Genomic DNA, 10,369 nt, shown 5'->3' on the forward strand with positions numbered 1-10,369 from the left:
GAGCAACGATGCTGGTGAGGGCACAGTGCGTACCCGAGCGAGTCCAAGGAGGGGCAACCATGCGCGCAGAGGTGGGCGACCGACTCCTGGTGAAGAGCCGCCACGTCGGCGAGAACCCACGAGACGGCCAGATCATCGAGGTGCACGGCGAGAACGGAGCGCCGCCCTACCTGGTCAAGTGGGAGGACGGGCACGAGGGGTTGTTCTTCCCCGGCCCGGACACCGTGGTGGAGCACTTCCCGCAGTCGACGTCCCCGGCCTGACTCTCTCGTGGCGGCGTCCCGGAAACGGTGCTCGCCCGGAGTGTGGCAGTGCTGCACTCCGGGCGAGCGCGTTCCCTCGGACCTGCCGGCCGGGTGGCTACGGTTGGCCGCCCAGCTCGCGGGCCCGGGTGAGTACGGCGTCGATCATGGGCTCGGTGAGCCGGCCGGTGAAGGTGTTCTGCTGGCTCGGGTGGTAGCAGCCCAGCACGGTGAGATCGCCCACCGTGGTCTCGGCGCCGTGGCCGAACTTCGGCCGGGGCACCGGCACCGAGCCGATGCGACCGCGGGCCAGCGCCGCGAGTGCGGCGTCCCAGGCGAAGCCGCCCAGCGCGACCACCACCCGCAGCGACGGGCGGATGATCGCCAGCTCGTCGTCGAACCAGTGCGCGCAGGCGTCCCGCTCGGCCGGGGTCGGCTTGTTCGCCGGAGGAGCGCAGCGGACCGCCGCCAGCACCCGGACGCCGTCCAGCCGCAGCCCGTCGTCCACGCTCGTTGACGTCGGCTGGTTGGCCAGCCCCACCCGGTAGAGCGATCCGAACAGCCAGTCGCCCGAGCGGTCGCCGGTGAACACCCGTCCGGTGCGGTTGCCGCCGTGCGCGGCCGGGGCCAGCCCGACCACGAGCACCCGCGGCTCTGGGTCGCCGAAGCCGGGGATGGGCCGCCCCCAGTAGGTCTGGTCGGCGAAGGAACGCCGGCGGACCCGGGCCACCTCCTCGCGCCACTCGACCAGCCGGGGGCAGGCCCGGCACGCCGTGATCCGGTCGGCCAGCGCGGCCAGCCGCTGCTCCGACCCGGTTGCGAGTGTCTGGCTCACCCGCCGAGGCGGCGGCCGAACAGCTCGAGCGTGCGCTCCCAGGCCTGCGCGGACGCCTCCGGCGCGTACACCTCGGGGCGGTCGTCGTTGAAGAACGCGTGCTCGGTGCCCGGGTAGTCGAAGACCTCGACGTCGCCGCCGGCGCTCTCGATCGCGCGCCAGGCCTGCTGGATGCCGTCCGCCGCCGAGGTGCCGTCGCCCTCCGAGCAGTGAATCATGGCCGACTTGCCCTCGTAGGACGGCCAGTCCGGGCTCATCCGCTCCCACGGGATCGCCGGGTAGAAGCCGACCGCGGCCACGATGGCCGGGGACAGGGTGGCGCTCCACAGCGCCAGCGAGCCGCCCATGCAGAAGCCGACAGTGCCGACCCCGGAGCCGGTCACGTCGTCACGGGCGACGAGCGCAGCCGCGGCACCGGCGATGTCCTTGGCGGCCTGGTCCATGGCCATGCCCATCATCAGCTTGCCGGCCTCGTCCGGCTCGGTCGTGGCCGTGCCGTGGTACAGGTCGGGCGCCAGCGCGACGTACCCGGCCGCCGCGAACCGGTCGGCCAGGTTGGTGATGTGCCCGACCAGGCCCCACCACTCCTGGATGACGATGACACCCGGCCCGGAGCCGGACGCCGGCACGGCGAGATAGGCCTCGCAGGTGCCCCCGTTGCTCGCGAACGTGATCTTCTCGCCCATGTGTGCTCCCTCAAGACCCGAGACGTGGTTTTGGTCACTGTGCCACGGGACTGCGCTCGCGGCGAGGGGCCGCCGGGTGCGGGCTGGCCGGGCGGCTGACAGGCTAGGCGGCATGGCGACGAGCGGTGTTCCGCACATCCTGATCGTGGGCGGCGGCTACGTGGGCATGTACACGGCGTTGCGGCTGCAGCGGCGGCTGCGCGCCGGGGAGGCCCGGGTCACCGTGGTCGATCCGCGGTCGTACATGACCTACCAGCCGTTCCTGCCCGAGGCGGCGGCCGGGTCGATCCAGCCGCGGCACGTGGTGGTGCCACTGCGCCGGGTGCTGACCCGGGCCGAGGTGGTCACCGGGTCGGTGAGCGCGGTCGACCCGCAGCGCCGGGTGGCCACGATCGAGCCGCTCGAGGGGCCGGCCTACGAGCTCGGCTACGACCACATCGTGCTGGCCGCCGGGTCGGTCTCGCGCACCCTGCCGATCCCCGGCCTGGCCGAGCACGGCACCGGCTTCAAGACCGTCGAGGAGGCCATCGCGCTGCGCAACCGGGTCATCGAGTCGCTGGACATCGCCGAGTCGACGGCCGACGAGGCGGTGCGCCGGCGCACCCTCACCTTCGTCGTCGTGGGCGGCGGCTACGCGGGCATCGAGGCGCTGGCCGAGCTGGAGGACATGGCCCGCTACGCCACCCGGTACTACCGGCGGATCATGCCGAGCGACCTGCGCTGGGTGCTCGTCGAGGCGGCCGACCGGATCATGCCCGAGGTAGGCCCGGACATGGCCCGGTACACCCTCGACCAGCTGCAGGCCCGCGGCATCGAGGCCCACCTGCACACCCGGCTGGAGTCGTGCGTCAGCGGCCACGTCGTGCTGTCCGACGGCACCGAGCTGGACGCCGAGGTGCTGGTGTGGACGGCCGGGGTGAAGCCCGACCCGGTCGTGGCGGCCACCGGGTTCCCGCTGGACGACCGCGGCCGGGTCCGCACCCGGGCCGACCTGCGCATCGAAGGCCACGACGAGGCGTGGAGCGCGGGCGACTGCGCCGCAGTCCCCGACCTGACCAGCCCCGGGGCGTTCTGCTCGCCGTCCGCCCAGCACGCCGTCCGGCAGGCGAGACAGCTGGGCGACAACCTGGCCGCCGTGCTGCGCGGCGAGCCGACCACGGACTACCGGCACGCGTACGCGGGGTCGGTGGCCTCGCTCGGGCTGTACCAGGGGGTGGCCCAGGTCTACGGGGTCAAGCTCAAGGGGTTCCCGGCCTGGTTCATGCACCGGACCTACCACATGAGCCGGATGCCGACGTTCTCCCGCAAGGCCCAGGTGGTGCTCGACTGGACGCAGGCGCTGCTGTTCCGCCGCGAGGTGGTCGGCCTGTGGTCGATGCGCGAGCCGACCAAGCAGTTCCACGAGGCGGCCGGCGGGGCCGCCGAGCGCAGCGCGTAAGGTCGGCGAGCATGGCGCTGCTCGCGGTCACCGTCCTCGGCCACGACCGACCCGGGATCATCGCGGACGTCACCGGGGCGCTGGCCGGCCTCGGCGGCAACCTCGAGGACTCCTCGATGACCCGGCTGCGCGGGCACTTCGCGATGACCCTGGTGGTCCGCGCCGACGCCGCGCCGGACGCCGTCGAGGGCCTGCTCGCCCCGCTGCTCGCCGACCTCGTCGTCTCGGTGCGGGTGCTGTCGGACGAGCCGGAGCCGGCGCCGTCCGGGCAGGGCTACGTGCTGTCGGTGCACGGTGGCGACCGGCCGGGGATCGTCTCCACCGTCACCCGGCTGCTCGCCTCGCTCGGCGGGAACGTCACCGACCTGACCACGAGGCTGGTCGGGGACCTGTACGTGATGACCGCCGAGGTGGAGCTGCCGGTCGAGGTGGACGTGGCCGCGCTGCAGTCCCAGCTGGCCGACGTGGCCCGCGGGCTCGGTGTGGAGGCCACCCTGCACCCGCTGGAGCCCGACGTCCTGTGAGCCCGCTGCTGCCCGAGCTGCCGGATGGGCGGGTCCGACCGGTGGTGCACGCCCCCTACCCGGTGCTGGCCGCCCGCTGCCTCGAGGTGGACCCCACCGACCCGGACGTCGTCCAGCTCGCGGCCGACCTGCTGGCCACCCAGCGGGTCTCGCCCGGCTGCGTCGGACTGGCCGCGAACCAGCTGGGGGTGAGCGCGCGGGTGTTCTCCCTCGACGTGTCGGCGCACCCCAAGACGCACACGACGCACGGCGCGTTCGTGCTGGTCAACCCGCGGCTGGTCGCCGCGTCGCGCAACGAGAAGGGCCGCGAGGGCTGCCTGTCGGTACCCGACCTCACCGGGGACGTGAAGCGGGCCACCCGGGTGACCGTCGCAGGCCTGCTGCCGCTCACCGGCGAGCCGGTCGAGGTCACCACCGACGCGTTCGAGGCCCGCGCCCTGCAGCACGAGCTGGACCACCTGGACGGGCTGCTGTTCCTCGACCGGGTGGCCGGCGCGCACGCCGTGTTCGCCCGGCAGGTGTACCTGTAGGTCGTACGCTGCCTGCACGCCCGGGTGGTGCAACTGGCCGACACAGGTCCCTTAAAAGGATCCGCCCGAGAGGGCATGCGGGTTCGAGTCCCGTCCCGGGCACCCTTCACCCGACGCCCAGGGACGCTGACGGGTTACCGTGGATGACCGACCACGAGCCTTTGGAGGGCCCATGGAGAGCAGGAACCCGGTTCTCAACCGCGAGTTCGGGCGGGACGGGACCGCGTACACCGCGAGCGTGGATGCGGCCACGTTGCAGGAGATGTACGACCGGCCGGTCACTACCGGCCGCACGATGAGCATCGACGACGTCGTCGTCAAGACCGGCGCGCTGTTCGCGCTGCTGGTCCTGGCCGCGGTCGTCGGCTGGAACCTCGTCGCCACGGCACCGGCCCTGATGTGGGGCAGCCTGATCGTGGCGTTCGGGATCGGGATGGTCGTCTCGTTCAAGCGGACGACGAACCCGGCGCTGATCATGGCCTACTCGGTGGCCGAGGGCTTCTTCCTCGGCGGGATCAGCCAGTGGTACAACGCCGCCTACAACGGCATCGTGCTGCAGGCGGTCATCGGCACGTTCACGGCCTTCGCCGTGATGCTCGTGCTGTACAAGAGCGGCCGGCTGCGGGCCACCCCCCGGTTCACCAAGATGATGACGATCGCGATGTTCTCCTACCTGGGGATCGCGGTCGTCAGCCTGTTCTCGGCGTTCTTCGGGGTCGGCGGCGGCTGGGGCTTCTACGGCGTCGGGGGCATCGGCATCCTGCTGTGCGCCGCGGGCGTGGCGCTGGCCGCGTTCACCCTGGTGCTGGACTTCGACGCGATCGAGAAGGGCGTTGCGGCCGGGCTGCCGGAGAAGGAGTCCTGGCGGGCCGGCTTCGGCCTGGTGGTCAGCCTGGTCTGGCTGTACCTGGAGCTGCTGCGGCTGCTGGCGATCCTGCAGGGCCGCAACTAGGAGCGAGCGGCGCGCGCCGCTCGACGCCGGTTACACCGTGCGTCGGGCGGCGCGTTCCTTGTCGTACTCGTGCACGATAGCCGTGGCCACGCCGTGCGCGACCCCGTACTCATCCTGCAGCCAACGGACCCGCTCGTCGAACCGAGTGAAGGACGGTCCGTCCTCGATGAGCCGGTACCACTCCTTGAGCTCGCGGCCGGTTGCCTCAGGCACCCGGGCGAGCAGCTGGGTATGCGTCTCTTCGGAGTGGTGCAAGGTCATCGGAGCCTCCTCGGGCCGATGAGGGGTCGTCTGCCCCCCACCGTGCCGCAACCCTACGCTGGCGCACAAGGTCCTTCGGCTCTGGTCTAGCCTCGCGCTGGTGACCGACCTGCTGATCGCGGTGGACCGGCTGGCCGACCGGCTGCGGTCCCTGTCGGACACCCGGCTGGCCCGGCCGCTGCCCCCGCACCCCTCCCGGGCGGACGCCGCGCACGCGCTGGCCCAGGCCCTCGCCGCGGCCGACCAGGGGGTGGAGCAGCGGGCCGACCCGCGGCCGCCCGCCTGGCGCCGAGTGCCCCGGCTGCACGACTTCGCGGTCGGCGACCAGGTGGCCGTCACGGGCCACGACCTGGTCCGCGCGGCCGAGGGGCTGGACCCGGCCACCCCGGTGTGGGCGCCGGGCCGGTGCCGTCCGTTGGGTGAGCTGCTGGCCGAGCTGGAGTCGTCCGCCCGGGAGCTACGACAGGCGTTGTAGGACCAGGGCCATGCCCTGGCCGCCGCCCACGCACATGGTCTCCAGGCCGATCTCCTTGTCCTGCCAGTCCAGCCCGTTGAGCAGGGTGCCGGCGATCCGGGCGCCGGTCATGCCGAACGGGTGGCCGACCGCGATCGCGCCGCCGTGCACGTTCAGCTTCTCCATGGGCACGCCGAGCTCGCGCGCTGACGGCAGCACCTGCGCGGCGAACGCCTCGTTGATCTCGACCAGGTCGACGTCGTCGATGGTCATCCCGGCGCGGGCCAGCGCCTGCCGGGAGGCCTCGACCGGGCCCATGCCCATGATCTCGGGGGACAGCCCGGTGACGCCGGTGGAGACGATCCGGGCCAGCGGGGTGACGCCCAGCTCGCGGGCCCGCGTGTCGGACATGATGATCACCGCGGCGGCACCGTCGTTGAGCGGGCAGCAGTTGCCCGCGGTGATCGTCCCGTCCGGCCGGAACACCGGCTTGAGCTGGGACACCGCCGCCAGGGTCACGCCCGGCCGCGGCCCGTCGTCCTGCGACACGACCGTGCCGTCCGGCACCATGACCGGAGTGATCTCGCGGGCCCAGAACCCCGAGGCGACGGCCTCCTCGGCCAGGTTCTGCGACCGGACGCCGAACACGTCCTGCTCCTCGCGGGTGACCCCATACAGCTGGGCCACGTTCTCCGCGGTCTGGCCCATGGCGACGTAGACGTCCGGCAGGGCGCCGTCGGCCCACGGGTCGGTCCAGGTCCCGGCGCCGCCGGCGGCGCGATCGGCGGTGCGCTGCTGGGCCGGGGCGAAGCGCGGGTTCATGGTGTCGGGCAGGCCGTCGCTGCTGCCCTTGGCGAAGCTGCTGACCATCTCCACGCCGGCGCTGATGAGCACGTCGCCCTCGCCGGACCGGATCGCGTGCAGCGCCATCCGGGTGGTCTGCAGGGACGACGCGCAGTACCGGGTGACCGTCGTCCCCGGGACACCGTCCAGGCCGAGCAGCACCGCGACGACCCGGCCCATGTTGTACCCCTGCTCACCGCCGGGCAGCCCGCAGCCGAGCATCAGGTCGTCGACCGTGCGCGGGTCCAGCTCGGGCACCTTGGCCAGCGCCGCCTGGACGACCGTGGCCGCGAGGTCGTCGGGTCGCAGGTCCTTGAGCGAGCCCTTGCCGGCGCGGCCGATCGGGGAGCGGGCGGTGGCGACGATGACGGCCTCGGGCATGGCTACTCCTTGGGGGTGAGCGTGGTGATCTGCAGGGCGTCGAGGGCCGCGGGCAGCAGCGCCTCGCCGAGGCGGCGGTAGCCCAGGGACGACGGGTGGAACCGGTCCTCGCTGAAGTACTCGGCCGGGTTCGCGTCGAACTCCGGCCCGACCAGCTCGGCCAGCGGGACGGCGTGCCCGCCCGCAGCCTCGGTGGCGGTGGCCTGCGCGGCGGCCAGCGTCAGGCTCCAGCGCCGTCCGATCGTGCGCAGCGGCTGGGGGAACGGCCGGATGGTGCCCAGGTCCGGGCAGGTGCCCACGACCACCGCGCAGCCGACGTCGACCAGCCGGCGCACGACGGCCTCGAGACGCGCGACCGACGTCGCCGGGGGGACGAGGTGTGTGACGTCGTTCGCCCCGATGATGATCACCGCGAGGTCGGGAGGTGGGGTGCGGCGCAGCGCCCGGTCGACCTGCTCGTCGAGGTCAGAGGTACGGGCCCCCACGACGGCCAGGCCGACCAGCGCCACTGGCCGGTCGGAGGCCGCCGACAGCCCGGCCGCGACCACCATGGAGACCGTGTGGTACGGGTCGTCGGCGCCGAGTCCGGCGGCGCCGGAGTCGCCGAGCATCACCATCCGCAGCAGGTCGCCGCGGCCACGGCCGACGATGCCGTCGACGGCGAACGGCACCTGGCGCGGCTCACCCACCCGCCAGCGGGCCAGCTTGGCCTGCGCGAACAGCACCCCGACCGTGGTTCCGAGCAGCCCGGCGAAGCCGCCGCCACCGACGGCGGCCCGTCGTGCCTGCCTCGCCCCGCCCACGTTTGAAGGGTAGGACACGCCGATAGGCTCCCGTCCGTGCGCGTCTACGAATCGATGGTCGACCTGATCGGCAACACCCCCCTGGTCCGGCTGCGGCACGTCACGGCGGGGCTGACCGCTACCGTGCTGGTCAAGGTCGAGTACCTCAACCCGGGCGGGTCGGTGAAGGACCGGATCGCGGTCCGGATGATCGACGCCGCCGAGCGCGAGGGGCTGCTCAAGCCGGGCGGCACCATCGTCGAGCCGACGTCCGGGAACACCGGCGTGGGGCTGGCCCTGGTTGCCCAGCAGCGTGGCTACCATTGCGTGTTCGTCGTCCCGGACAAGGTGTCCAACGACAAGATCAACGTGCTGCGCGCCTACGGCGCGCGGGTCGAGGTGTGCCCGACCGCGGTGCCCCCGGAGCACCCGGACTCCTACTACAGCGTGAGCGACCGGCTGGCCAGGGAGATCCCCGGCGCCTGGAAGCCGGACCAGTACTCCAACCCGAACAACGCGCAGTCGCACTACGAGACGACCGGACCGGAGATCTGGGAGGACACCGACGGCCGGGTGACGATGTTCGTCGCCGGGGTGGGCACCGGGGGGACGATCAGCGGCACCGGGCGCTACCTCAAGGAGGTGTCCGAGGGGCGGGTGCGGGTGGTGGGGGCCGACCCCGAGGGGTCGGTGTACTCCGGTGGCACCGGCCGGCCGTACCTGGTCGAGGGCGTGGGCGAGGACTTCTGGCCGACGGCGTACGACCGCACGGTGCCGGACGAGATCGTCGCCGTGTCCGACCGGGAGTCGTTCGGCATGACCCGGCGGCTGGCCCGCGAGGAGGGCCTGCTCGTCGGCGGGTCCTGCGGGATGGCCGTGGTGGCGGCGCTGAAGGTCGCCGAGACGCTCGGGCCGGACGACGTGGTCGTGGTGCTGCTGCCGGACTCCGGCCGCGGCTACCTGTCCAAGGTGTTCAACGACGAGTGGCTGGCCCGGTACGGGTTCCTCGAGGCGGACACCACCACCACGGTGGGCGACGTGCTGCGCGGCAAGGACGGCTCACTGCCCCCGCTCGTGCACACCCACCCGAACGAGACCCTGGCCGAGGCGATCGCGATCCTGCGCGAGTACGGCGTCTCGCAGATGCCGGTCGTGCAGGCCGAGCCCCCGGTGATGGCCGCGGAGGTGGTCGGGTCGGTGTCCGAGCGGGAGCTGCTGGACGCGCTGTTCTCCGGTCAGGCCCACCTGGCCGACCGGGTGGAGACGCACCTGAGCGCGCCGCTGCCCGTGGTCGGCGCCGGCGAGCCGGTCGAGCACGCGGTGGCGGCGCTGGAGAGCGCCGACGCGCTGCTGGTGCTGGACGACGGCAAGCCGGTCGGGGTGCTCACCCGACAGGACCTGCTGGGGTACCTGTCCCGCTGATCCCGACCGGGCAGGACGCGCCGGTCCCGCCCAGGCCGCAGTAGCCGCCCGGCACCTTGTACAGGTACTGCTGGTGGTAGTCCTCGGCGTAGTAGAACGGCCCAGCCGGCTCGATGTCGGTGGTGATCGGGCCATAGCCGGCCTGCCGGAGCACCGGGGCGAAGGCGTCCCGGGTCAGCTCGGCCACCCACTGCTGCTCGGGGCCGGTCGTGAAGACGGCGCTGCGGTACTGGGTGCCCAGGTCGTTGCCCTGGCGGTAGCCCTGGGTCGGGTCGTGGCCCTCCCAGAACACCTTGAGCAGCTGCTCGTAGCTGATCTGCTGGGGGTCGAACACGACCTGGACCGCCTCGGCGTGCCCGGTCAGTCCGGTGCAGGTCTCCTCGTAGGTGGGGTGGGGGGTGTGCCCGCCCTGGTAGCCCACCGCGGTCGAGTACACGCCCGGCAGTTGCCAGAACAGCCGCTCGGCCCCCCAGAAGCAGCCGAGCGCCACGTGGGCCACCTCGAGCCCCTGCCGCCACGGACCCTCCAGCGGGGTGCCGAGCACCGCGTGGGTGGCCGGGACCGGGTACGACCTGTGGGTCCGACCGGGCAGGGCCCGCTCGGCGGGGACCATCTCGCGCTTGGCGCGGCTGAACAGCACAGCGACCTCCTGGGTGGGTAACCGGTGCAACGCGCGCCATTGGCCCGGCTGTTCCGGACCTCGTCGAAGTCATGTCTCCCAAACGGCGCTCGCCCCCGGTGCTGCCGTCCGCGCTGGGGGCGAGCGGGTTTCCTGAGGCATGCCCGCGGGCGCGTGACGGGAGTGTCCACAGCTCGGAAACTGACACGGGCACCAGGGCGCGGACCAGGCACGGTGGGGGATGGAGGGTCAGGGACGGCACCGGCCTGCGGGGGCGCTCGACGTGGGTGCGCTGCTGCGCGAGGCGCGGGGCCGGTTCCTCGCCCCGGCTGGCCCAGCGTGACCTGGCCAGGGCCGCCGGGGTGTCGCCGTCCACGGTGGCGCAGCCGGAGAGTGGCTC

Annotated in this window: 13 protein-coding genes and 1 tRNA gene; 8 read left to right on the forward strand and 6 right to left on the reverse strand. The window is 73.0% G+C overall.

Annotated elements, in window-relative coordinates; all coding sequences use genetic code 11:
- Positions 1 to 59: 59 nt before the first annotated feature.
- Positions 60 to 263 (forward strand): DUF1918 domain-containing protein, encoded by a 204-nt coding sequence (locus VIM19_18395; protein ID HEY5186818.1) that lies wholly within the window; start codon positions 60 to 62, stop codon positions 261 to 263.
- 97 nt (positions 264 to 360) lie between these two features.
- On the opposite strand, the gene VIM19_18400 is transcribed toward VIM19_18395, so the two are convergent.
- Both VIM19_18400 and VIM19_18405 read right to left on the reverse strand, forming a co-directional pair.
- Entirely contained in the window at positions 361 to 1,077 is a 717-nt protein-coding gene (locus VIM19_18400) for a uracil-DNA glycosylase (protein ID HEY5186819.1), read from the reverse strand.
- Positions 1,074 to 1,763: a dienelactone hydrolase family protein gene (locus VIM19_18405; GenBank protein ID HEY5186820.1), complete on the reverse strand. Its 690-nt coding sequence runs from the start codon at positions 1,761 to 1,763 to the stop codon at positions 1,074 to 1,076. Before VIM19_18405 ends, VIM19_18400 begins: the two co-directional genes overlap by 4 nt.
- 112 nt (positions 1,764 to 1,875) lie before the next feature.
- On the opposite strand from VIM19_18405, the gene VIM19_18410 reads away from it, so the two are divergent.
- The 5 genes from VIM19_18410 (at position 1,876) to VIM19_18430 (ending at position 5,207) form a co-directional block, all read left to right on the forward strand.
- A complete protein-coding gene (locus VIM19_18410; protein ID HEY5186821.1) occupies positions 1,876 to 3,201 on the forward strand; it encodes an NAD(P)/FAD-dependent oxidoreductase in 1,326 nt (441 codons plus the stop codon).
- A gap of 11 nt (positions 3,202 to 3,212) precedes the next feature.
- On the forward strand, positions 3,213 to 3,725 hold the full coding sequence (locus VIM19_18415) for an ACT domain-containing protein (GenBank protein HEY5186822.1): 513 nt from the start codon (positions 3,213 to 3,215) through the stop codon (positions 3,723 to 3,725).
- A complete protein-coding gene (gene def / locus VIM19_18420; GenBank protein HEY5186823.1) occupies positions 3,722 to 4,255 on the forward strand; it encodes a peptide deformylase in 534 nt (177 codons plus the stop codon). The genes VIM19_18415 and def overlap by 4 nt, the downstream gene beginning before the upstream one ends.
- 18 nt (positions 4,256 to 4,273) lie before the next feature.
- Positions 4,274 to 4,357, forward strand: a tRNA-Leu gene (locus tag VIM19_18425).
- A gap of 70 nt (positions 4,358 to 4,427) precedes the next feature.
- On the forward strand, positions 4,428 to 5,207 hold the full coding sequence (locus VIM19_18430; GenBank protein ID HEY5186824.1) for a Bax inhibitor-1/YccA family protein: 780 nt from the start codon (positions 4,428 to 4,430) through the stop codon (positions 5,205 to 5,207).
- 30 nt (positions 5,208 to 5,237) lie between these two features.
- Here the strand turns inward: VIM19_18430 and VIM19_18435 are convergent, their stop codons facing one another.
- Entirely contained in the window at positions 5,238 to 5,468 is a 231-nt protein-coding gene (locus VIM19_18435) for a DUF4287 domain-containing protein (GenBank protein HEY5186825.1), read from the reverse strand.
- A gap of 100 nt (positions 5,469 to 5,568) precedes the next feature.
- Between VIM19_18435 and VIM19_18440 the strand changes: the two genes are divergently transcribed.
- The gene (locus VIM19_18440; protein HEY5186826.1) at positions 5,569 to 5,943 is read left to right on the forward strand and encodes a hypothetical protein; all 375 of its coding nucleotides are present in this window, start codon (positions 5,569 to 5,571) and stop codon (positions 5,941 to 5,943) included.
- Here the strand turns inward: VIM19_18440 and VIM19_18445 are convergent.
- Together VIM19_18445 and VIM19_18450 are read right to left on the reverse strand one after the other, a co-directional pair.
- Positions 5,926 to 7,146: an acetyl-CoA C-acetyltransferase gene (locus VIM19_18445; protein HEY5186827.1), complete on the reverse strand. Its 1,221-nt coding sequence runs from the start codon at positions 7,144 to 7,146 to the stop codon at positions 5,926 to 5,928. The two genes, VIM19_18440 and VIM19_18445, sit on opposite strands and share 18 nt — an antisense overlap.
- A gap of 2 nt (positions 7,147 to 7,148) precedes the next feature.
- Positions 7,149 to 7,949: an SGNH/GDSL hydrolase family protein gene (locus VIM19_18450; GenBank protein HEY5186828.1), complete on the reverse strand. Its 801-nt coding sequence runs from the start codon at positions 7,947 to 7,949 to the stop codon at positions 7,149 to 7,151.
- Positions 7,950 to 7,985: 36 nt separating this feature from the next.
- Between VIM19_18450 and VIM19_18455 the strand changes: the two genes are divergently transcribed.
- The gene (locus VIM19_18455; protein HEY5186829.1) at positions 7,986 to 9,350 is read left to right on the forward strand and encodes a cystathionine beta-synthase; all 1,365 of its coding nucleotides are present in this window, start codon (positions 7,986 to 7,988) and stop codon (positions 9,348 to 9,350) included.
- Here VIM19_18455 and msrA read toward each other — a convergent pair.
- Complete coding sequence (gene msrA / locus VIM19_18460) at positions 9,313 to 9,990, reverse strand: peptide-methionine (S)-S-oxide reductase MsrA (protein ID HEY5186830.1); 678 nt, start codon at positions 9,988 to 9,990, stop codon at positions 9,313 to 9,315. The genes VIM19_18455 and msrA overlap by 38 nt on opposite strands.
- Positions 9,991 to 10,369: the final 379 nt, after the last annotated feature.

It is taken from the genome of Actinomycetes bacterium, assembly GCA_036510875.1.
GTDB lineage: Bacteria > Actinomycetota > Actinomycetes > Prado026 > Prado026 > DATCDE01.